Source organism: Mangrovimonas futianensis, assembly GCF_021245805.1.
GTDB classification, from domain to species: Bacteria; Bacteroidota; Bacteroidia; order Flavobacteriales; family Flavobacteriaceae; genus Mangrovimonas; species Mangrovimonas futianensis.
This window is the reverse complement of the sequence record NZ_JAJJNF010000001.1, coordinates 393,857-417,710: the sequence shown is the minus strand read 5'-3', so window position 1 is coordinate 417,710 and position 23,854 is coordinate 393,857. Positions and strand designations below refer to the sequence as shown.

15 protein-coding genes and 1 tRNA gene are annotated in these 23,854 nt (G+C 37.4%); 6 read left to right on the top strand and 10 right to left on the bottom strand.

Features of this window, described 5'->3' with window-relative positions:
* Positions 1-366, bottom strand: a complete 366-nt coding sequence (locus tag LOK78_RS01800) for a BlaI/MecI/CopY family transcriptional regulator (protein ID WP_053971221.1) — start codon at positions 364-366, stop codon at positions 1-3.
* Between the two features lie 392 nt (positions 367-758).
* Here LOK78_RS01800 and LOK78_RS01795 point away from each other — a divergent pair, with 392 nt between their 5' ends.
* Entirely contained in the window at positions 759-1,289 is a 531-nt protein-coding gene (locus LOK78_RS01795) for a Riean_0653 family protein (RefSeq protein WP_166957824.1), read from the top strand.
* Between the two features lie 93 nt (positions 1,290-1,382).
* On the opposite strand, the gene LOK78_RS01790 is transcribed toward LOK78_RS01795, so the two are convergent.
* The gene (locus LOK78_RS01790; protein ID WP_232633300.1) at positions 1,383-2,771 is read right to left on the bottom strand and encodes a dipeptidase; all 1,389 of its coding nucleotides are present in this window, start codon (positions 2,769-2,771) and stop codon (positions 1,383-1,385) included.
* Positions 2,772-2,893: 122 nt separating this feature from the next.
* On the opposite strand from LOK78_RS01790, the gene LOK78_RS01785 reads away from it, so the two are divergent.
* Positions 2,894-2,975, top strand: a tRNA-Leu gene (locus LOK78_RS01785).
* Between the two features lie 194 nt (positions 2,976-3,169).
* Here the strand turns inward: LOK78_RS01785 and LOK78_RS01780 are convergent.
* From LOK78_RS01780 to LOK78_RS01765, 4 genes are all read right to left on the bottom strand, one after another.
* Complete coding sequence (locus LOK78_RS01780; protein ID WP_232633299.1) at positions 3,170-5,041, bottom strand: OmpA family protein; 1,872 nt, start codon at positions 5,039-5,041, stop codon at positions 3,170-3,172.
* 284 nt (positions 5,042-5,325) lie between these two features.
* On the bottom strand, positions 5,326-6,414 hold the full coding sequence (locus tag LOK78_RS01775; RefSeq protein ID WP_232633298.1) for an FUSC family protein: 1,089 nt from the start codon (positions 6,412-6,414) through the stop codon (positions 5,326-5,328).
* Positions 6,415-6,494: 80 nt separating this feature from the next.
* Entirely contained in the window at positions 6,495-8,930 is a 2,436-nt protein-coding gene (locus tag LOK78_RS01770) for a glycoside hydrolase family 2 TIM barrel-domain containing protein (protein WP_232633297.1), read from the bottom strand.
* Positions 8,930-10,087, bottom strand: coding sequence for a glycoside hydrolase family 53 protein (locus LOK78_RS01765; protein ID WP_232633296.1), 1,158 nt, complete (start codon positions 10,085-10,087; stop codon positions 8,930-8,932). Before LOK78_RS01765 ends, LOK78_RS01770 begins: the two co-directional genes overlap by 1 nt.
* A gap of 122 nt (positions 10,088-10,209) precedes the next feature.
* On the opposite strand from LOK78_RS01765, the gene LOK78_RS01760 reads away from it, so the two are divergent.
* From LOK78_RS01760 to LOK78_RS01745, 4 genes are all read left to right on the top strand, one after another.
* Positions 10,210-11,208 (top strand): GntR family transcriptional regulator, encoded by a 999-nt coding sequence (locus LOK78_RS01760; protein WP_232633295.1) that lies wholly within the window; start codon positions 10,210-10,212, stop codon positions 11,206-11,208.
* Position 11,209: 1 nt separating this feature from the next.
* Positions 11,210-12,355, top strand: a complete 1,146-nt coding sequence (locus LOK78_RS01755) for a galactokinase (RefSeq protein ID WP_232633294.1) — start codon at positions 11,210-11,212, stop codon at positions 12,353-12,355.
* 5 nt (positions 12,356-12,360) lie between these two features.
* Positions 12,361-13,389, top strand: coding sequence for a UDP-glucose--hexose-1-phosphate uridylyltransferase (locus tag LOK78_RS01750; protein ID WP_232633293.1), 1,029 nt, complete (start codon positions 12,361-12,363; stop codon positions 13,387-13,389).
* Positions 13,390-13,494: 105 nt separating this feature from the next.
* Entirely contained in the window at positions 13,495-15,969 is a 2,475-nt protein-coding gene (locus tag LOK78_RS01745; RefSeq protein WP_232633292.1) for a cellulase family glycosylhydrolase, read from the top strand.
* Here LOK78_RS01745 and LOK78_RS01740 read toward each other — a convergent pair whose 3' ends face one another.
* The 4 genes from LOK78_RS01740 to LOK78_RS01725 form a co-directional block, all read right to left on the bottom strand.
* On the bottom strand, positions 15,970-17,559 hold the full coding sequence (locus LOK78_RS01740; protein WP_232633291.1) for a T9SS C-terminal target domain-containing protein: 1,590 nt from the start codon (positions 17,557-17,559) through the stop codon (positions 15,970-15,972).
* 155 nt (positions 17,560-17,714) lie between these two features.
* Entirely contained in the window at positions 17,715-20,549 is a 2,835-nt protein-coding gene (locus LOK78_RS01735; RefSeq protein ID WP_232633290.1) for an alpha-amylase family glycosyl hydrolase, read from the bottom strand.
* Between the two features lie 79 nt (positions 20,550-20,628).
* Positions 20,629-21,948 (bottom strand): SusE domain-containing protein, encoded by a 1,320-nt coding sequence (locus tag LOK78_RS01730; RefSeq protein ID WP_232394078.1) that lies wholly within the window; start codon positions 21,946-21,948, stop codon positions 20,629-20,631.
* Between the two features lie 10 nt (positions 21,949-21,958).
* Complete coding sequence (locus LOK78_RS01725; RefSeq protein ID WP_232633289.1) at positions 21,959-23,848, bottom strand: RagB/SusD family nutrient uptake outer membrane protein; 1,890 nt, start codon at positions 23,846-23,848, stop codon at positions 21,959-21,961.
* Positions 23,849-23,854: the final 6 nt, after the last annotated feature.

Below are 23,854 nucleotides of genomic sequence, written 5' to 3'. Positions count from 1 at the left end.
TTATTTCTTTTTTATCTCGTTATCGATAAGCGCTTTTAAATCTTCTAATTCCTCCTTGGTCAAATTGGTTTCTTTGGTGAAAAAGGAAGCAAACTGACTGGCGCTGTCGTTAAAAAAGTTTTTGATGAGTCCGTTGACTTGTTTAGAGAAATAGTCTTTCTTTTTTACAAGTGGATAATATTCTCTGGACTTCCCATAAACTTTGTAATCTATAAACCCTTTGTCCTTAATACGCTTTAAAAGCGTAGCCAAAGTGGTTGGAGCTGGCTTGGGATCGTCATAAGAATCCAACAAATCTTTCATGAAGGCCTTTTCCAGTTTCCATAAATGATTCATAAGTTCTTCTTCTGAATTTGATAGCTGCATTTCTACAAGATTAGAGTTGACTCTACAAATGTAGAATAAAAATTTTAATTCTACAAGTGTAGAGTGTGAAAAAATCAAAAAGACATAATCTTAAAAGGATGTTTGTCATTCTGAATTTATTTCAGAATCTCAACCATTGGATTTAATAGATCCTGAAACAAGTTCAGGATGACACGCTCTGGAGTTTTAGGGCACCCTTAGAAAGTTCCAAACCCCAAAAGGTTCGTTGGGTGAGTGTATGGCGTCACTATCCAAACCAAAGCCCATTAAAATGGAACTACACAGATATGAGACAACCATTAAAAATGGTTTAGGAATATGACCAAAATTACGTAGTTCTACCTATTTTATTTTAAAAGTTTACAACCTATATTAGACTCTTTAAAATTACTATGAAAAAACATTTCACCCTATTAGCCTACTGCCTCCTGTTTATTTCTCTAACAAACTGCAACAAAGATGATGACAATACGCCACAAAACCCAATAAACCAATTACCTCCTGCCACACAAACTGGTGAGAATACGTTTGGTTGTTTAGTTAATGGTGAGCCTTTTGCAATAGAAAATTCGGCGAATATAGTCGCTATTTTTCAACAAGGCTCTCTTTTTATATCGGGCGAAATCGATGCAGATGATAGAGATGAAAACATATCTATTTTTTTGAACAATGATAATGTAATTGTAGAAAATGGAGTATATGATTTATTCAATTCAACTACAAATAGTGGAAAATTCGAAAACCAAATTGAGAGCTGTGATTACAATACCACTAATGGCTCTTTGGGCACGTTAACTATCACTCATTTTGATGAGGTGAACTTTATCATTTCAGGAGACTTTCAGTTTGAAGGCTACTCAGACGAATGTTCTAATGTAATAAATATTACCAACGGTCGCTTCGATATGCAGTACATACCATAACATTCTTTAACTACTTACCATAATTGGTGTAGGTTAACAGGATCATTTAACAATTCAAAAAAAAATCCGCTTTACAACAAGCGGATTCAAATTTTATTCAGACAACTCCCTAAAATACTTATAAAACCAAGGAATGGTTTCAATACCTTTTAAGTAGTTCCAAACTCCAAAATGTTCATTGGGGGAGTGTATGGCATCACTGTCCAAACCAAAGCCCATTAAAATGGTCTTGCTCTTTAATTGTTCTTCAAACAAAGCAACAATAGGGATACTTCCTCCGCTTCGTTGCGGAATTGGGGTTTTTCCAAAAGTCTCATGGTATGCTTTGCTCGCTGCCTGATAGCCAATACTATCTATAGGTGTCACATAGCCTTGACCTCCGTGATGGGGTTTTACTTTTACTCTCACCCCTTGAGGAGCAATGCTCTCGAAATGTTTGGTGAATAAGTCGGTAATCTCATGCCAATCTTGATGAGGCACCAATCTCATGGAAATTTTTGCGTAGGCTTTACTTGGTAATACGGTTTTGGCACCTTCACCGATGTAACCGCCCCAAATACCATTTACATCCAAAGTGGGTCTGATAGAGTTTCTCTCATTCGTTGTGAAACCTTCTTCACCATACACAGCATCAATATCAATAGATTTTTTGTAGGCCTCCAAAGAAAAAGGTGCCTTGGCCATTTCGGCACGTTCTTCAGTGCTTAATTCTTCGACCTTATCATAAAACCCTGGAATGGTAATATGGTTGTTTTCGTCATGAAGGGACGAAATCATTTTGGATAAAACATTGATGGGATTTGCCACAGCCCCACCATACAGTCCAGAATGCAAATCCCTATTAGGACCAGTAACTTCCACTTCCACATAACTCAAACCTCTTAAACCTGTAGTGATGGAAGGCACATCTTTAGCAATCATTCCCGTATCAGAAATAAGAATCACATCATTGGCCAATTTTTCCAAGTTTCTTGGTACAAACCAAGCCAAATTTTCAGATCCAACTTCTTCTTCACCTTCAATCATAAATTTCACATTGCATGGTAGTTGGTCTGTTTTGGTCATGAATTCCAAGGCTTTAACATGCATATACATTTGTCCTTTGTCATCACAAGCACCTCTGGCAAAAATGGCGCCTTCGGGATGTAAATCCGTTTTTTTGATAACCGGGTCAAATGGGGGAGACGTCCATAAATCAATAGGGTCGGCGGGTTGCACATCATAGTGTCCATAAACCAAAACTGTCGGTAAATTTTTGTCGATTATTTTCTCGCCATAGACAATTGGGTTTCCAGGCGTTTCACATATTTCTGCAAGATCACAACCAGCGTCCAATAGGCTTTTCTTAACGGCTTCGGCAGTGTTTAAAACATCTTTTTTATAGGCTGAATCAGCACTGATAGAAGGCATTTTAAGCAAATCAACCAATTCGGAAATAAATCTGTTTTGATGGGTTTCTATATAATTTGAAATGTCTTTCATGGGTGTTTTTATATTTCTTCAAAGGTACGAAAAAGGGGATGATTAAATTTTTATTTGGAATGCTTGGAATTTAAAAGGAATGTGTATATTTGCATCCCGATATTTATCGGAGTTTAATGATTGCGGGCGTGGTGGAATTGGTAGACACGCTAGACTTAGGATCTAGTGCCGCGAGGTGTGAGAGTTCGAGTCTCTCCGCCCGCACGAAAAGTAAAGCTTCTTGGAAACAAGAGGCTTTTTTTATTTAAAGAATTTTAGATTATTGGAATAATGGGAGACGAGAAGTTTATGCTAAGCGTAGCCGGAAAGAATATCTTTGTTCGAACAAAAAAACCTTCAAGGAACTCTTGAAGGTTTTTTTGTGGACTAAAGTTTTATAAGGAGTTCTATTGGAAAACCTATTTTTTAACGATCAAAAATTCTGAACGTCTATTTTTGGCATCTTCTTCCTCGGTGCAATTGGATTTACAATCAATTTTGGGCTCTGAACTTCCCATACCTTTTGCAGTTAGTCTGTCTTTGCTAATGCCTTTAGAAATCAGATATTGCATGGTGGCTTGTGCTCTTCTTTCAGAAAGTTTTAGGTTATAGTCCTGACTTCCTTGTGTGTCTGTATGTGATCTTACCAAGATTTCCATTGTGGCATGCGTGTTCATGATGGAAACTAGTTTATCAAGTTCTAAAGCACCCTGTGGGGTTATGTTGCTTTTGTTGAATTCAAAGTAAATGTTATTCAATTTAACTTCGGTTTCTGTAATTATTTCATCAAGTGGACTTAGGGCAGCACTTATACTAATCTCGGTTTTTTGGGAAGCTGAAACAGGAATGCTTTTGCTGTCATAGCCCTCTTTGGAAACTGTAATGAAATAATCAACTTCACAACCTACTTGAAAAGCAGTTTGTCCTTTATCGTCAGATGATTGTGTGGCTATTTTATTGTTTTGAACATCTGAAAGGATTACTTCTGCTCCAGGAATAATGTTATTGGTTTTACTATCAGTAACCAAGGTTGTGATGTCTAATTTGCAAATAGGAGTGGCAATGAAAAGGTTGTCTGCTCCATCTCGGTTGGAAGAGAAATAACCTACTTTTTTGGTGTCATTCATACTAAAAGAAAAATCATCATGATTAGTATTGATGCCATTTCCTAGGTTTTCTGCTTCATTATCGGTGTTTAGGTCCAACTTGAAAACGTCCAATCCACCATAACCTTGTTTGCCATTTGAGGAAAAGTAAAGAATATTGTTCTTGCTACTAAATGGGAATCCTTCCTTACCAGCTGAATTAACTTTAGGTCCCATGTTTTCTGGTTGTCCGTAACTGTTGCCATTAACGCTTATTTTCCAAATGTCAGTATCACCAATCCCACCAGGCATATTTGAGGCAAAGTATAGTGTTTTACCATCGTGGCTAATACTAGGATGAGTCACGGTATATTCTGTACTATTGATAGGTAGCGCCTCGATATTTTCCCATCGACCATTCACTAAAGTAGCCTTGTAGATACCTTGTTGCGCTAATTTGACACTATTCTTCTTAATTTTTTTATATGATTTCTCGCTGTGACCATCTCTCGAAAAAAACATTGTTTTACCATCCGAACTAATGGTTATTGGGCCATCGTGATAAGCCGTATTCAGTTCTTTAACTTCTTGAGGTCTTGATAGTGAGCCATTGTCATTTCTTTTAGAACTAAAAATGTCTAAATAGGGCGTTTTTGTTCCCTTATCTTCTTTGCTAGTCTCTTTTCTCGTACTTACAAAATAAAGGATATTGTCGTTTGATAAAACGGCGCCAAAATCACTTTCTTTAGAATCACTGATTTTGCATTTTTCGACCGTAAATGATTTGTCTTTGTCTGCCAGTTGGGGAACGTAATCTGGATTTGCTAAATAGGCCTTTGCTCGTTGATCATCAGGTTTTAACTCTGAAAACTTATCCATTTGCTTTTTGGATGCTTCATAATTCCCTTCAGACTTAAGAATTTGGGCATATCGGTAGTAGGTTTCGGCGTCCTGTTTACTTTTTACAGCTTTGGCGTACCATTTTGAGGCTTCTTTGGTATTGTAAATATTATAATAACTATCACCTAATTGTTTATAAACATAGCCGTTGGCCTTTCGGTCATTAACAAGTTCTAAATAGGCTTCAATGGCATCCACATACTGATAGCCATCATAAAGTTTATCGGCTTTTTCTGTTAATTCATTTTGACCGAAACCTGTTGTAATACTTAATGTTAAAATTAGAATACTAAATATTTTCCTCATGCTTTAAGTTGTTTTAGTTAGAAATCTCTAAGAGATTGATACTTTCTGCGCGAAATTTAAGGCAAATTATTACAGTATTTCATAAGATTCTGATGTTTTTGCATTTTAAAAAGTAGTAATTGCTTTTAATTTAAGTCAATGGTGACTCTAAAAGGAAGTAAAAGATTTGCTTGGGCAAATAATGGAGACAATATGAATGACGACAGAAGCCTGTTTTGATAAGTGTCACCCTTGATTAGGGATGCCGATTGAAGAGTGTTTTGCTTTTTTGTTTCATCGCTTTTTTAAGACCTGGTCTTTTTCATCTTATTACCAATTAATGCGAGCCCTTTGATACTGTGAAATCTTAGTTTTTCTTTGTGTAATGTCCAGCCGCCAAAGGCTCCCAAAATACTACCTATGCAGATTTCAGTAAATCTTAGGGTAATCAGTTCATCGGGATTATGAAACAGAGGATGGGCCGCTTCAGAGAGTAAAATGGTTAAAGGAGTGATAAAAACCACGGCCCACGCATAGTGTCTTACAACCAGAATTTCAATAATAAATTGCAAGATAATTATGGTAATAGCTATGCTAAAAGGAGATTCTACAATTCCTAGAATAAACCAACACAGTCCAAGGCCAATAAAGGTCCCCGTTATTCTGTAGAAGGATCGTTGCCAAATATGGTACAAAGAAGCTCCTTGCATAACGGCCGCGCAGGATATGGGAATCCAATAGGGATTATCTAATTTCATGAGGTGACCTAAAGCCAAAGCCACACACATAAAGCAGCCGGTAATAATTGCTTCCCAGTAATCGGCATATTTTCTGAAATCTTTATTAGCAGCCTCAGATTCTGATTTATTCGTTTGAGTTGACGGAAACAAGAAAATATAGATGAGTCCGAGCATACAAGAAAATATAGTTCCTAGACTAACCATTCCTATTTTTATGGGAATGGATGATAGGTCAAAAGGCATACAAATGGCCATGGAGGCTACCATGATAAAAAAGAAACTTCTTGGTGGGGAGGCCTTGTAGTATAAAGCTACCCAATGAGCCAAGAAAGAAAATATGCCAAAGCTGAAAATCGCAACCAATGGATGAAAACTAAAAATAAGTCCGAAGGAAAAGGATACCATAAATCCAAACGAACAAATCAATAGTGTAAGAATCCGATGGGTTTTAGAGCCGCTACCTGGAAGGTAAAGGATCACCAAAGCACTTAAACTAGCCAAAAGGGCTTGTTGCAAATTATTAAAATAGATGCCCAAAAGCAAAGGCGTTCCCACGCAAATAGCAGCCAAAAGAGCCAAATGCCATTTTCTGGAATTTTTCCTTAAGGTGAACAGAAGCCGAAGCTCAGTGGAAATCGTTTGTGATGCTTTCATGGTTAAATATCATGCAAAAATAATGATAATCTGCTCATGCTATTTACCGAAAGCTATTGCTTTTCTCTATTTAAAGATATTTACTTTTCCGTTTTTATGATGATGGATGCCGATTTCAATTTTTTTCCTTTTACCGTCAGTTCCATGCTTCCTGCTGTGTTGGTTGACTTCATTAAAACTACCAGTTTGCCACTAAAAAGCTTCATAGTTGGTTCATGAAACAATTCTAAAGATGTGGCATCCCCATTACAGGCGGCTCTATAGGAACCATTTCCGGTGACCTCGAACTCTAATTGGTTGGCGGCTGTTGGACAGGGATTTCCATTTTTATCAACTACTGAAACAGTAACAAATGCTAGGTCTTCACCATTCGCTTTTATGGTTTTGGAATCCGGTTCCAAAACAATTTGATGAGGTTCGCCAGCAGTTGTGATTTCTTTTTCGGCAACCGCTTTACCATTTTGATCCAGTGCAACAACTTTTAAGGTTCCGGGTTCATATTTGACATCCATCCACATGAGACGATATCGGTTCTGAGGTGTTTTGTCATTTTTCTTTTGTATTCCTAGACTTTTTCCATTCAAAAACAATTCAGCTTGGTCAAAACTGGTGTAAACAAAAACAGGGGTGGTCTCGCCTTCACGCCCTTCCCAGTTCCAGTGAGGTAAAATGTGCAAAGTTTCATCTTGGGTGTTCCAGCGACTTCTGTATAGGTAATAACGATCTTTAGGTAAACCTGCTAAATCATTGATGCCGAAATAGGAGCTTCGTGATGGCCAGACTTCATCATATGGGGTTGGTTCGCCAAGATAGTCGAATCCAGTCCAAACAAATTCGCCAATAACCCAAGGTTTATCATCCTGTAAAATGAAATCCTCGTCTGGTAAATTAGACCAACTGCAATATTCTAGATCGTAAGAGGAGGATTGAAAGTCATCATATTGTTTCATGCTGGCAATTTCTACTGGGAACTTGTAAATGCCTCTTGAACTCACTGTGGAAGCAGTCTCCGAACCTAAAATAAATCCTTGGGGGAATTTTTCATAAGCTTCTTCGTAGAGGTGTACCCGGTAGTTTAATCCTGGGACATCCAAAAGTGCTCCAAATCCAGATTCCATTACCGCTTTAACTTGGTCCATGCCTACAGTAACCGGCCTGGTAGGGTCTTCTCTATGAAAAATATCTTGAAGCCATTTGGCACGTTTCACTCCTTCTGTTCCCCATTGATCAGGGACTTCGTTGCCCGAACTCCACATAACTATTGAAGGGTGGTTTCTGGTTGCTCGTACTAAATTGACGACATCTTTTTCGGCATACTCGTCAAAATATAAATGGTAGCCATTGTCTACCTTAGGCTTTTTCCATTCATCAAAACTCTCTGCCAAAAACAAAAAGCCCATCTCATCACATAACTCCAGTTGCTCAAAAGAAGGCATGTTATGAGAACTTCTTATAGCATTGGCTCCCATATCTTTTAGTATCTGAAGTTGACGTTTCAGTGCAGAGCGGTTGACAGCAGTTCCTATCGGGCCTAAATCGTGATGTAGACAAACTCCTTTAAATTTTGTGACTTCTCCATTTAGGCTAAACCCTGTTTTTTGATCATATTGAATGCTTCTTATTCCAAATTTTGTTGTAATAACATCCTGTAACACATTTGAAGAGAATAATCTAGTAACAGCTGTGTATAAATGTGGAGTTTCCGGACTCCATAACTTAGGATTTTTAACAAGGAAATTTTGATCGAATTCATCATTAAAAATAGTTTCACTAACATTTGAGTCCATTGTAATACCATTTGGGCCTATGATATCTGTAACGATACGTAAATTTTCTCCACTTACTTTCGTTTTAATATTGACCTTGCCTAAAGTTTTATTGGCAATGGGCGTGGTGATGAAAGTTCCCCATTGGTTAATGCTTGTTTTGTTTTTAACAATGATTTTTACATTTCTATAGAGTCCGGCACCTGGGTACCATCTTGAGGAAAGTCCTTTGTTGTTTAACTTAACGGCAAGCGTATTGTTTTCAGAAGAGACATATTCGGAAATATCAAAATAGAAATAGGCGTATCCATATTTCCATTCGCCTACCTTCTTACCATTAATATATACTTCAGGTTCACTCATGGCTCCTTCAAATAGGATGAGTACTTTTTTATTTGGGTCGTAATTTGGGATCTTAAAGTGATTTCGATACCAAGCTTCGCCAATATAAGGTAAGGCGCCGGTTCGCCCTGTTTTTTCAGTAGCCACTTGTTCGCCGTTTTGCTCTATCGCTACATTCTGTTTGTCTATTTCTTTGTCAAAGGGGCCATAAATAGCCCAATCATGAGGAACAGTGACATGTTCCCATTTTCGATCATCAAAATCTGGATTTACTGCTAGCGGATGATGTCCTTTTTGAAAGGTCCATCCTTGTTTTAAAGTGAGAGTTTCTCGAGTTTGGGATTGTATGGACAAGCCATAAAACAAGCATATGATGAATAAGAACTTTATTTTGTTTGAATTTTTCATTAGTTATTTGTTTGTGAGCCGTTATAAAACTGCATGCCTAAATTAGCTTTGTTGTTATGATCAAATAAGGTGGCGTTGTCCCAATGGGAGCCTTGTCCCCAAAGCGTGGAACAATCGGTAGAAACCCAAGCGGGTTCCCAATAAATAATACCTTCTCCACCAGCCTCCTTGACAACGGTTTCAAGTTGTAGGAGATAATTTAATTGTCCTTCCTGGGTCGCCGGGAAGCCATTAATTAAGGCATCTGAACCCAAAATATTGTTAGCTGTATCTGCATTGTCTAAAGAAAATGGATAGGCGGTTTCCACAATCATTAATTTTTTATCGTAGTTAGTAATTAATGAAGAAAGGGCTGAGCCTACATTGTTGAGGTCATATGAAGACCAAATTGGGTAATATGACAACCCAATCCAATCATAATCCGTGACTCCGTTTGCTGTTGCTTGTTCAAACCACCATAGTCCATTTTCAGGTTGGGCAATATGGAGCATGATTTCAATGTCTATGGAATGTTGTAGAGAGAAATCACGAATAGCTTGGATGCCTTTGTTTAGTAAAAAGGAATTGCGATTCCAGTCAATGGGCCAAACCAAATCACCTTGTTGTAGAATCATGCCGTTGATTTCGTTTCCAACTTGAACAATGTCCGGATTTAACCCTGAATTATTTAAGTCATTTAGGGTTTCTAAAGTATAATCATATAATAAGGAACCTAAAGCTGTTGTGTTATTAATTTCTGGAATCCAAGCTGCGGGGATTTCTTGGGTTTCAGGGTCTGCCCAAGTATCAGAATAATGGAAATCCAGTAGTACTTTCATCCCCAGAGATTTGGCTCTTTGAATGGTTTGTTTGACGTCTTCTATATTAGAGTAATTAGTCCAAGTGGGGTTGTGCCATAAACGAACGCGTACCAAGTTGGTTCCTGCATTTGCAAAAATCTGGAACGGATCTTGAACCTCGTTGTTTGTGTTTTTATAAGTCGCTCCACAATCTTCCATTTCGTTCACATAGGAAAGGTCTGCGCCATAGTAAAAGAAATCTTCAGAAGGGGTAGGATTATTTGGCTGTTCTTCCGGATTATCTTCACTGCTTGAGCATCCGATAAGACTAAATGCGGTAAACACTATTAAGATGGATGTTTTAAAATATTGTATCATATTCTTATTTAATTATCTCAAATAACAAGGATTTGATAATTTGAACATTGTTTGTTTACAAATTTAAAAATAATAATTAAAAAACCCTACCAGTACCTACCAGTTTTTTGTATCTTTGTCAAATGAATTTAATTTCAATCAAGGACAATATCGGTATTCCTAAATACAAGCAGATTGTAGCGTCAATTGAGGATGCTCTTTTGGCTGGGTTATTGAAAAAGGGAGATAAATTACCGTCTATTAATAAAGTGAGAAATCAATTTGATTTATCGCGAGATACTGTCTTGATGGCCTTTAATGAGCTTAAGATGAGAGGTATTGTGGAGTCTGTTTCAGGAAAGGGATATTATATAAAAAGTGAAGACGTTACGGTGAAGCAAAAGGTCTTTCTATTTTTTGATGAGTTAAATGCTTTTAAGGAAGATATTTACAATGCCTTTTTAGAAGAATTGAGTCCGCAATTTCAGGTAGACATCTTTTTTCATCATTTCAGTTATGACGTTTTTAAAAAACAAATTTCAGATAATGTAGGGAGTTACAACTATTATGTGATCATGCCAGCCAATCTTGAGAATGTTGCCGATGTGTTGGCCTTATTGCCTGAAGAGAAAGTCTTTTTATTAGATCAAACCAATGCCTCTTTAATAGATTATTCGGCTATTTATCAAAATTTTGAAAAGGACATGTCAGATAAACTGACTTTGGCAATGTCTCAAATCAGTAAATATGAAAGAATCGTATTGGTTTATTCTCCAGCCAAACAACCTTACGGCATGTTAAAGGGGTTTCAGGATTTTATCAACTCAAATCAGATTCAAGGAGAGGTTATTTCCAGTTTGAAAGAACGCCCTTTGGCTAAAGGGGAGGTTTATGTGACTTTAGACGATAGGGATTTGATTGTTTTGATAAAAAAAATGAACGAAAAGCAACTGGAATTAGGCTCCGATATTGGGGTTATTTCCTATAATGACACCCTATTGAAGGAGGTTGTCGGTAATGGAATTACTACCATTTCTACAGATTTCAAATTAATGGGAACAACCTTGGCCAATATGATAAAAAATGGAGAACAGGGTCAAGTTGAAAATCCTAGTCAACTAATCATAAGAAAATCTTTATAAAATGAATGCAATTATAAAAGATGACATTGTAAAGAAATTTAAACAACGCTTCCCTAATGACCCCATTGTGGTTAAATCTCCGGGAAGGATTAATTTAATTGGGGAGCATACCGATTATAATGAGGGCTATGTGTTTCCTGCAGCTATAGATAAAGGCATAACAGCAGCTTTTTCAAAATCAAAAAATGCTTTTTGTACCATTGTTTCATTGGATTTTGAAGAGGTTATGGAACTGCATTTAGATGATGTAGAGGCTATTCCTAAAGGTAATTGGAGAAATTACATCATTGGGGTAGTGGGGGAGATGCAGAAAAAAGGAATTCAATTGGAACCTTTTGATATGGTATTTACGGGCGACATTCCTAAAGGTGCTGGGTTGTCATCATCGGCGGCATTAGAAAATGCAGTGGCTTACGGACTCAATGACTTGTTCGATTTGGGCTTGTCCAAGCATGAGCTCATTTTTATTTCGCAAAAAGCGGAACATCATTATGTAGGTGTCCGTTGTGGAATCATGGATCAGTTTGCGAGCATGTTTGGTGAAGAAGACAGGGCTTTGTTATTGGATTGCAGAAACTTGGAATTCAAAACCTATCCATTGGAATTTGAAGATTATCAGGTGATGCTAATTAATACCAATGTAAGTCACAGTTTGGTAGATGCTGAGTATAATGATAGGAGAGCTGTTTGTGAAAAAGTAGCCAATTTGTTGGATGTGCCTTTTCTTCGAGATGCCACTGAAGCTTCTCTTAATCAAATAAAGGATCAATTGACTGAAGTGGAATATCAAAAAGCACTTTATGTCATTCAGGAAAATGACCGTGTCTTAAGAGCTGGGAAAATGTTGGAAGATGGAGATTTGCAAGGTTTTGGAGAATTGCTTTTTGAAGCGCATGGTGGGGTTCAGCATCAATTTAAAGTGAGCTGTCCCGAACTTGATTTTTTGGTTGAAAAAGGTAAAGCGCATCCCGATGTCATTGGATCTAGAATGATGGGAGGAGGCTTTGGAGGCTGCACCATCAATATATTAAAGAAGGATGCAGTCGCATCTTATTCCGAAGAAATTTCAAAACAGTATAAAGATACATTTGGTAAAGATTGTTCCATATATTTTGTGAAGTTATCACAGGGAACACATAAAATTTAATTGTCATGGAAAACGATATTCAAGATTATTCCCATAAAAGATACAACCCATTGACAGGAGAATGGGTGCTAGTTTCACCGCATCGTGCCAAAAGACCTTGGCAAGGGCAACAAGAAGAGCCTTCAAAGGAGGTTAGGCCTAAACATGATTCCAGTTGTTATTTGTGCTCTGGAAACACAAGGGCCAATGGAGAGGTAAATCCTTCTTATGAAGATGTGTTTGTGTTTGTGAACGATTTTTCCGCATTACAAAAGGATTCCAAAAAGTTTTCAGTTAACAGTGGGCTTATTCGTGCTGAAGCAGAACAGGGTATTTGTAAGGTGATTTGTTTCAGTCCAGATCACTCCAAAAGTCTAGCTGATATGGCTGTTGAAGACATTCAAAAAGTCGTTTTTACTTGGCAAAAGGAGTTTCAAGGCTTAAGTGAGAATGCCAATATCAATTATGTACAGATTTTTGAAAATAAAGGAGCTGTCATGGGATGTAGCAATCCACACCCACACGGACAGATTTGGAGTCAATCGACCCTTCCAAATGAAGTGGTTAAAAAGGATAACCAACAAAGAACTTATTTTCAAGAGAATGGGAGAACGCTTTTAGCTGATTATCTAAAACAAGAACTGGAGCTCAAGGAACGCGTTATTTTTGAAAATGAAGCTTTCGTGGTTTTGGTACCTTTTTGGGCGATTTGGCCTTACGAAGCTATGATTGTTCCAAGAAAAGCGCAGAAAGACATTTTGGAAATGAGTCAAGAGGAGACTTTGATGTATGCCGAAGCCATTTCAGTGCTTACCAAAGTTTACGATAGGTTGTTCCAAACCTCATTCCCTTATTCCAGCGGTATTCATCAAGCACCATGTAATGGGCAAGATAATGCACATTGGCATTGGCACATGAGTTTTTATCCGCCTTTATTGCGCAGTGCTACCGTTAAGAAATTTATGGTGGGTTATGAAATGTTTGGGATGGCCCAAAGGGATATAACTCCAGAAACGGCAGCGGAAACTTTAAGACAGTTATCAGAAAAAATGTAATTCAAAAAGATGGTTATGCGTTTGTTTAAATTCCTTTTCGCTTTTTTATTTGTGCACTTAACATTCGGTCAAAACAATGATGTGTTTATTGATCAAAACGGGGTTATGAGATGGGGAAAAACTAAGGCAGAGGTTCACGGTTTTGGGGTGAATTATACGGTGCCTTTTGCCCATGCTTATAGGTCGGCAAAAAAAATGGGTGTGAATCCCAAAGAGGCAATTTTAAATGATGTGTACCATTTTAAAAGATTAGGTTTTGATTTGTATCGCGTTCATGTTTGGGATACCCAAATTAGTGATGAAATGGGGAATTTGATAGAAAATGAATACCTAGAAACTTTTGATTTTTTGTTAAAGACTTTAAAAGATCACGGAATGAACTACGTGATTACACCCATTGCTTTTTGGGGTGATGGTTGGCCAGAACCAGATTCTGATACGCCAGGGTTTTCAAATAAATATGGGAAAGGTGAATGCTTAACAAATCCGGAAGCCATTAAAGCTCAGGAAACCTATCTCTTTCAATTTTTGAACCATGTGAATCCTTATACCGGTGTAGCTTATAAAGACGAACCCAACTTAATAGCTTTTGAAGTTAGTAACGAACCTCACCACAGGGGCAGTGAACAAGAGGTCACTGCTTTTGTATCAAAGATGGTTAAAGCTATGCGGAATACGGGTACTAAAAAGCCTATATTTTATAATATGAGTCACGCCGTACATTTTATGGATGGCTATTTTGAAGGAGGTGCTCAAGGAGGAACTTTTCAATGGTATCCTACTGGTTTAGGTTATGGCAAGGAATTAGGTGGAAATCTATTACCCAATGTCAATGATTATAACATGCCTCTTGATTCTGTCATCAAAAGGCATCACGGAGCTAAATTAGTTTATGAATTTGACGCGGCCGACGTGGGACGATCATACATTTACCCAGCGATGGCACGAAGTTTTAGGAAAGCAGGGATACAAATAGCGACTCATTTTTCCTATGACCCCACATTTTTGGCCTATGCCAATACCGAATATAATACGCATTACATGAACCTTAATTATACGCCTCAAAAGGCTTTGGCACTAAAGATTTGTTCTGAAGTGTTTCACGAGGTCCCAATGTATGCCAATTTCGGAATGTATCCAGGGAATAAGACCTTTAGCGATTTTATGTTGAGTTATGAAATGGATCTCGCGGAATATAATACAAACGAAAAATTCTTTTACACCAATTCAACAAGCTCTCGACCTAAGAAGCTGAAAAAGCTTAAAGAAATTGCAGGTTTTGGAAATTCAGAAGTAATAAAATATGAGGGATTGGGGGCCTATTTTTTGGATAAATTAGATGATGGTGTTTGGCGATTAGAAGTGCAGCCTGATGCTGTTTGGGTAGCAAATCCATTTGGAAGAAATAGTTTAGATAAAACTGTAGGCGTTATCCAATGGGAGACAAGAGCCATGTCCTTGTTTTTACCTGATTTGGGCTCTGAGTTTTCGATTGAGGCTATTAATGATGGAAATTCATATTCTGCAAGTGCTGTAGAACAGTCTTTCAGTATACAACCTGGAACTTATATTGTAAGTAAGAAAGGAGTCGAAAAATCATGGGAGCATTCAACGGATTTTAAATCCTATCCAATCAATCATTTTTATGCACCACAGTCAAACGTCGAGAGGGCTTATTTGAAACATGACCCTTTGGAAGAGGTTTCTGATTCTGGTGATTTAAATTTAAAGGTTCAGTATATCGCTCCTAAGAAACCTAAACAGATCAAATTGATAGGTTTTACTCCCAAAGGGCGATTGAATTTGGATTTTAATGAGGTGGCGCCTTATCAGTATGAAGTCGTTATTCCAAAAGGTCAATTGGCACATGGTTATTTAAATTATTACTTAATGGTTGATTCAGGAACGGAAACCATGACTTATCCTGCCGAAAGTAAGAAACAGCCAACCGCTTGGGATTTTTATCAAGGCGAATCCTATAAAACCAAAATAGTTTCTTCATCATTTCCGGTTCATTTGTTTGATGCAAATCGGGATTCTGAAGAACTTGTTATCCCTTGGCGTAAAGGCTTACAGTTAGTTCCAACGGAGAATTTCAATGAAAGTGCCTACCAAATTCGTTTGGAACATATTTTCGTGCCAGATGAAGAAAATAGGAATGCTGCACCTATCTATGATTATTCTTTTAAACAGGTAGTAATAAAGTCGCTTGAAGAAAGAAAAGCCGATTTAGACAGTAAGAAAACCTTGATTTTTAGAGGGCAATCGCTAGATGGAAAGATGGGAAAATTACAGATTGCATTAGTGATGAAGGATGGTTCGGCGTTTGGAGGGCTTATAGATTTTGAACCAGAGGTAAAGGATTACGAGTTGCCATTGGCCAGTTTGAAGCCAGTAAAAACTGTGACCTTACCGCGTCCTTATCCCAGCTTTTTACCCTATTATTTTGAACATCAAAATCAAACTAGTTTTAATATTCATTCAGTAGAAAGTATTCAATTTTCCATAGGTCCAGGAATGGAAGAAAGCGCGTTGCAGAAGCCTCAAGGTATTTCAGTTATCGGAGTCTTTTTAAAATAGTTAATTCTTTACAAGTTTTCCTTTAGCAATAGCGCCTTGTGTATCCATAGCTTGTAAAAAATAGAGGCCAGAGGCTAATTCGGAAACATCAAATGAAGTGCCGGTACTTGAAAGGTTTTTAAATTCTTTGACCTTTTTTCCTGATAGATTATAAATGGTTAAAGAGTTGATGTCTTTATTTAACTGAAAGGATGAAGAGGTTGGGTTAGGATAAAGACTTAGTTCAGAGAGATTCTCAACTTTTATAGTTGATAGGGTATCATCTAGTATCCCGTTTAAGGTGACTACTATTTGACTGGAATTATTATAGGTGATGGTAACTGTTCCATTGCTTTCGGTTACATTGGGATCCAATAGATTTACCTGAACATTTAAGGATGTATTGGATTTTACAAAGCGATTGTCATAAGATGTTTCCAGTGCAAAATTGTCTCCACTTAGAGAAATATTGTCAATATAAGTGCCTGTGTCTCCTGTGTTGTTTGATAATTCTATGTTGATAGAAAAATTGATGGCATCACTTGGATATGCAAAGTTCTTGACCAATTCATCAGCTTCAAACGTACTATTAATTAAAGCGGTTCCTGAGGGATTGTATTCGTTGTAGTATTCCATGCTTTTAAATGAGGTACCACCACTTGATCCCGATATAACAATAATGCCATTGCCAGAAACAATGGCTTGAATCCCATGTCTGGAATTGTTTAATGAAGCTTTGGTTTCCCAGAGATTAGTTGCTGGGTCAAAGGCTTCAACTGTATTCCATTGGGTGTTATAGCCATCGGGATGCATGCCTTCTCCACCAATCACAAAAATTTCGTTATTGAATAAGGCAACACCATAACCTGCTCTTGGTGTAGGAATGTCACTGGAGCTACCTAAAGTGGTCCATGATTCAGTTGTAAAATCATAGACATCCGATTCAGGTATCATTGGGGAGAAGATCCCCCCAGGACCACCAGAAAGGCGTCCTCCCAAGGCATAGATTTTATTATTATAAACAACGGTTTGAATATGATCTCGTGCGTTTGGTGCATCATCTAAAATAGTCCAAGTGCCATTAACTGGGTCATACTCGTCAAAATAGGAAACATAACCCCCATAATGACCGTTAGTATTACCTCCTACCATGTAAAATTTATCATTTTTCATTACCAAACCATTTGCCCCTCTTTTACGAGCCTCTGGAATGGGCATGCCTTCAATCCATGATTCGGTAACTGGATTGTACATATAAACGTAATCGGCGTTTTCTTCGGTGTCATTGTCTTTAAAAGCTCCAATGACCCAAATGAGTCCTTCATACAAGACGCCCTGACAATGGTTGAATTCATATGGTGCCATTCCCCCGGTAGACCAAGTGTCAGTAGTAAAATCATAAACTTCTACCGTCTGAGCGGATTCTCTTCCGCCAAAATACACAAATTTGTCACCTGCTTGAACAAAACTAAACTCATGACGAGCTACATAACTATCATCTTCATCATACTCTTGCCATGTTTGTGATTGTAGTTCATGAACTGGGAATATGCATAGGGCAAGCAAGCAAAGGGTATGGATAGCAGTCTGAGTGAGGGACTTGGTTGACATAACTTGATATTTAGTAAAAAGGTATGATAAATTTGGGCATTTCAGAATTAAAATCGATAAATATTTTTAATATTCGGTTAGTTGTCAAATCATTAAAAAAGGCTTCCAGAATTTTCTGGAAGCCTTTGTGCTTAAAGAAGGAGTTTTCAAATAAATCAGTTCTTTATAAGTTTAGTGGTGAAAAGCTGTCCTGAGTTGTTTGAAACTTTAACAATGTACATTCCTTTCGATAAGCTTGAAATATCAAATTGTTTCCCCTTTGTTAGAGCGCCATTTTGAGTTAATACTATTTTTCCTTGAAGGTCATAGATTTGAATTTCATTAATATCTATAGACAATTGAAAACTCTCACTTGTAGGATTCGGGAATAATTGAACCTGTTGCGTGAAGAATTCATCTGTGCTTAGATTTTCTGTTTGGGTATACAATCTATATTCACCTGCTTCTAAGGTTAAAGATGCCGTCGGATTTGAAACGCTTAGATTGTTTCCGGTGAAAAATTCATACCAAACTCCTGTACTAGGGAAATTAGGATTCACAGTTTGTGTGGTCACATCAAAATTAGCAACTACTACCGCATCTAGGGAGCCTTCTGAGTCATATAGATTTATTCTTTTAACCAATCCAGAGACATCCAAAACGTAATTATCAGTGTTGAATGTAGTAGGGAATTCTTTCTTAAGATTGATCATTTGTGCAGTCACATTATAAAGGTCTAATCGGTTACTTTCCGTATTATATCCTAAAGTCCAAATATCTGGTTTGGGTTCTAATCTACATGAATTGTCAACGGTTCCGTTACCTGGGCAATAGTTAATGGAATAATCATATCCCATTTCACCAAATTGCCAAACCATTTTTGGTCCGGGGATACTATAAAATATAGCGGTTGCAGCTTCTTGTCTATTTAAGGCAGTGTTTAAATCGGTGACATCATAGCTTCCATTCGAATTTCCAAACTGTAAGTTTTTATACATCAAGCGTTCTTCGTCATGGCTTTCCATATAAACGACTAAGTTTGGATCGTTCCATCCTCGGTTTTCATAAGATGCCCAAGAAATATCGGTGTTTCCACTCCAACCCATGGTGTTCTCATTAAAGCTATAATTCATATTTCCCCATAGCATTATTCCATAGTTTGCTAATTCGGTTTCTTCAGAATTGTCAGAAAGATGCTCGAAAATAACATAGGCTTCATTCTCTGGATCATTCGCCCAAACATGATCTGCGTAAGCTTTTAGATTAGCAATTCTACTGGCATCATAGGCACTTGCCCAGTTGTCTGCTCCATAATATAGGGTGTTAGAAAGCCCTTTTGTAAAGTCGAATCTGAAACCGTCTACTTGATATTCGTTCATCCAAAAACTAAGAACATCATTGAAAAAGTTAACCGTAAAGTCAGATTCGTGATTGAAATCATAACCCCAATGCGCACTTGTATTGTCCACAAGATTATGATATTGATTGTAATAAGGGTTGTCGGTTGCTGGAATTCCGTTGGCATTATCCCAATACATTTGAACCAAAGGTGATTGTCCATAAGAATGGTTGAAAACCACATCTACGATGACAGCAATACCTCTTTCGTGGCATTCATCAACAAATTCCTTGAAACTGTTTTTTGTACCATAGGCTTTGTCTAAAGCCATGTAAAAGGAAGGATTGTAGCCCCAGCTTATATTTCCTTCAAATTCATTTATAGGCATTAATTCTACTGCATTAACCCCTAAGCTTTCTAAATAATCTAATTGCGAAATAGCGCCAGAATAGGTAGCGGCGTCTGTAAAGTCTCTAATTAATAATTCATAAATGATTAAATTTTCTTGATCTGGTTTGCTGAAGTTGGTGACCTGCCATGAATACTCGGGTTCTTGTGTGTTTAGTAGGCTTACAATGCCTTCAGTTCCAGATGGGTAACTGGGTAAGTTTGGGTAGATCTCACTTGGGATATAAATGTCATTATTCGGATCTAAAATGGTGGTTGAATAAGGATCTGCAATGGTGACAACTGGAGAAGAATTGGTTGGAACATCAGTATAATCTCCTACCAAATATTGATATGTATAATTTTCTCCCGGCGTTAGTCCTGTTAATTCAACCCAAAATTTAGAAGAAGAATCGTCCTTTTTCATGGCATAAGGATTACTAACCTCCCAATTGTTAAAACTACCTATGACATAAACAAAATCTTTGTTTGGAGCCTCTAATACTAAAATGGCAGAAGTAGCATCTTCTTCGTTGTAATTTATACCATTGCTTAAGTTTTCAGGCAATGCTTCAGTTACAGTGTTATCTACATAAATGGTGAAAAATTTGGAAATACTATTTGATCCTTGAGTGACCACAAGTTCACATTCTTGGTTTTCCTGTAAATTGGTAAATAAATAACCATTGTAAAAAGAAGTGTTGTTTTGCGTATGTACGCTTACGCCATTTGCAAATAACTCGTAGTTGGCATTACCATTAGAGTTAGTAGCTAAGATTTGAGTGCTTCCACCGTTTTCCACAGCTAATAAACCATTTGCACTGTTTGGAGGATTAATCATGGTTACTTGAAATGCTCCAACATTCAAAAAGAAATCTCCACAGTCTGTAGCTTTTAATTCCTGACTTCCATCTTCATTTCTGAAAACCATTCCCATTTTTGTAGCCTGTGAAGCTTGGGTTTCAGTTAAGCCAAAATAAATTTCTGGTGTCAATGTGATGCTCCAGGTTCCATCCCCGTTACTGCTCATTTCTCCAACACCATCATCTTGCCCCCAATTACCAATCACATTGAATCCCCAAGGGTTGTTGTCATCGCCAATTCCGGCATGCAAATATACTTTAGTCGGGTTGTTGAAACCATTACAATTAGTATCGTTACTATTGGCGTCTATGGTTATGGTTACCTCTTGGTCTACAATGATAGGGCTTGGATCAGTAGTAAGTTGACCAAAACTTATAAAGGTTAGGAAAAAGAGTAATATAAAAAGTGTATTTTTTTTCATAGCAAATCTAATTTTTGAACAAAAAGGCCTACAATAGATAAGTATTTTATTGTAGGCCTTTTTCATTATAAAAAATATATTATTGGTATGGATTTATAGTAATTGTAGGAGGATCAACACTGAAATTAACTGTAATGTTATATGTTCCAGCTTCTACCATAATATTAGCTCCATTCAATTCCAAAGTTCCATCTGCTCCATCATCACCATAATTTACGGCCCAATTATCGTTTTGTCTAACTTTAATTTCGCCAGCTATTAATTCGGCACCATGGATGTAGAAGAAACCTTCATTAATTCCAAAGTCAGGTAAAAACTTTTGATCTGGTCCGTCCCAACCATTAGGTGTTGCACTTCCAACCAATCCCCAAACATCTGTTTCCTCTAGGGTATAGGTCAAGTTATTAAGGTCTAAGGTGACCAAATAATGACCGGCTGTAACAGGAATGTTATCTCCACCTTCATCTAAAGTTCCGTCTAATCCAGAATCTCCATAATTCAAGCCCCAGTCATTACTTCTTCTGAATTTAATTTCTCCTTCTATTAGGGTAACAACTGCTTTCCAATTGTTTTGGTATGGATTATATGTAAACTGTGCATCTGGTCCATCCCATCCATTAGGTGCGGCACTACCCACAATTCCCCAGGAATAAGTTTCCATGGTGTAAGTAAGGGTGTTTAAATTCATTAAGATTCTATAAGAACCAGCAGTAACAGGAATGTTATCTCCTCCATCATCCAACGTACCATCTAATCCAGTATCTCCATAATTTAGAGTCCAGTCATTATTTTCCCTAAACTTGATTTCACCATCTCTTAAAGTCACATAAGCAACTAATACACCTGATTCACTTGTTGTATAGAAAGGTAAATCTGGAATGTCTGGAGTTCCCCATCCTCCTGGAGTAGCACTTCCTACCACACCCCAAGTAGTAGATAAATCTAAAACTGAAGAGTAAGGAGTTACAGTTAACGTAACAGGATTTGATAAGAATATTTGAGAACTACTTAACCTAGTTTCGACACGAATGTCTACAGCATCTTCTACTAGAGGTTCAAGTTCTAATGAAAGGAGTTTACTGTTCAATTCTTGAACTGTAAAGGTTTTTTCCATTTCCACTCCAGCGCTTACTGCTTGAGCATCGGTAAAATCACCACCAACATGATCAATTAATACGCGATATGTAGGAGCTGCAGCAAATCCAAATTCCGGCGAGGTCCATGATACAGTCACCGCATCATCTGGAGCTGTTTCTTCTGTCAATACTACCGAGCTGGTAGACAGGCTTACAGTTGTATTGGCATTTTCATTGAGCATCACATGCTCTACATCGTCACATGACGATGCTACCAAGAGGATGCTCAAAAATAAAATAGCTTTATTTATAATTGTTTTCATAATCATTTTTTTAGTAACCATTATTTTGTGATAGGTTAGAGTTAACCGTTAAAATACTAGTTGGAATTGGGAAAATATTACGGAAGTCACCTACAGAAGTTCCTTCAGGGTCATTTCCTTTAAAAGGCCAAGTGTAAGCACCTGTTGTAAAGTAATTATAACGTACTAAATCTGTTCTTCTTTGCCCTTCCCAGTATAATTCTCTAGAACGCTCATCTAAAATAAAATTTAGAGTTAAATCTCCACTAGAAATATTTCCTGACGCATTTCCATAAGCTCTTTCTCTAATTTGATTAACTAGGTTAAGTGCTAAGTTCATATCTCCAGCACCACCTCTTAAGGTAGCTTCGGCATAATTTAAATATATTTCCGCAGTTCGGATAAGTGGTAAATCTGTTGAAACAAATTCTCCATTAGGGTCGTTACCTTGGTTACCGTTTGAATCAATGTTCTTGAATTTAGTCACGGCATAACCATCAGTAAAAGTACCGATGTCCTCTATCTCTAAATTTTGACCATTGGTATAGAACATACCTCTTTTGTCACTGGTAAATAAATCTAATGTGTATGTGAAATTATTTAGGTCTAATGTTACAAAATAAGTCCCAGCAGAAGGAACAGGGATGTTAGCCCCACCAGCATCTAAAGATCCATTATTGTCATCATCTCCATAGTTATTTCCCCAGTCTTCATTAAATCTAAACTTTAATTCCCCAGCAGATAAATCGGCATACAAAGCAAATGTGTTTGTTCCTGTTTGGTACATTTCCATGTCAGGTCCATCCCATCCGTTGGTAGTTGCATCACCAACTAATCCCCAGTCAGACAATGAACCTAAAGAATTATTTAGGTCATTGATGTCAACAGCAAATTTGTTAACCAAGTTTTTGGTAGTTCTTAAGCCTGCCCATCCACCATTCACACCATATTCACTGGCAATCATAGAGCCACCTATTTCAGCATGAACCAAGAAAGTGGTCCCACCATAAGTTTGGGAGTTAATTCCGTCAAAATTGGTAACGAAAATGAATTCGTTTTGAGCTCCGTTAGAATTGTTGTCTGCTAAGAATAATTCATCATATGCCGTACCATTGTTATTAGCATCAGTGGTATTCAAGCTATATGAAGAGTTAATTACATTATTAGAAAACGTAACACAATCTGAATATCTTGGTGTATTAGTCCAAACTTCAGAATTTAAATACAACTTGGATAATAACGCCCATGCTGCAATTTTGTCAACACGACCATATTCGTTAGAATCTGGAAGTAAATTTTGGATATCCAATAATTCAGCTTCCACAAAGTTGAATAGGTCTTGTCTATTGCTTTGGGTAGGTAGATTAGTTGTTACCGTAGTTTGTAATGGAACATTTGCATAGAAATCAATCAAATTATAATAAGCAAACGCTCTCAAAAATCTTGCTTCGGCAATATAATCGGTTACTACCTCGTCCTGTAATAATGAAGCATTTTCAATAAATGAATTACAGAAAGAAACTTCTTGTGCTAATCTAAAGTACATGGCTTCAGAGAAGTCATTACTTCCAGACCAATACATACCGTGTAAATCGGGTAGTCCTGGGTCACCCCATCCAACTACCGCATGGTCTGTGGTAAGTTCGTTTAAATTGAATAGCATTCTGGTATATTGCGAAAATCCTTCGTCAATATCATTTGGATCTAAATCTGGATCACCTGCAGGACCAGATTGCCCGGTTAAAGCATAACCAGCATATAATTTAGCCAAGGCGCTTTTAGCTTCTTGGGCATTAGCGTATACATCCTCTTCTGTGAAGGCGTCGGGGTCAATAGGAGACTGGTCTAAGTCATCATGACACGACACAAGCCCAAGAGATAAGGTTAATACGCTTACAAATAATTTTAAATAATTTTTCATTTTACA